This is a genomic window from Corallococcus praedator (assembly GCF_003612125.1).
GTDB lineage: Bacteria > Myxococcota > Myxococcia > Myxococcales > Myxococcaceae > Corallococcus > Corallococcus praedator.
The window spans coordinates 1-396 of the sequence record NZ_RAWI01001362.1 but is presented as its reverse complement, the minus strand read 5'-3'; the positions used below and the strand labels follow the sequence as shown (position 1 = coordinate 396).

The following is a 396-nucleotide window of genomic DNA, read 5'->3' as shown; positions in this document are numbered from 1 at the left end:
AACTGCGGTCGATCGCGGCCTCAAAATCATTATTGCCGGAGCCGGAGGAGCCGCCCATCTGCCGGGAATGGTGGCTGCACTAACGCCGCTACCTGTAATCGGTGTGCCCGTGCCGAGCCGTCACCTTCAGGGCGTCGATTCGCTCTATTCGATCGTGCAGATGCCAGCCGGAATTCCGGTGGCAACCGTGGCGATCGGCAATGCCACGAATGCAGGCTTACTTGCCGTTCAAATGCTGGCAAGCTATCAGCCAGAATTGCTCATTCAAGTGCAAGCCTATCGCCAGCATTTGAGCGAGATGGTAATGAGTAAACAGCAGAAATTAGATCAAGTGGGCTATCGACAGTATTTGCAGGATCGATCGTCTTGATTTGTAATTTTGGCGCTATTTGTGGA

At 53.3% G+C, this 396-nt stretch carries 1 protein-coding gene; it reads left to right on the top strand.

The window, feature by feature from the left end:
- The coding region (locus D7Y13_RS44470; protein WP_120631170.1) for a 5-(carboxyamino)imidazole ribonucleotide mutase at positions 1-370 on the top strand (370 nt) is incomplete at its 5' end.
- Positions 371-396: the final 26 nt, after the last annotated feature.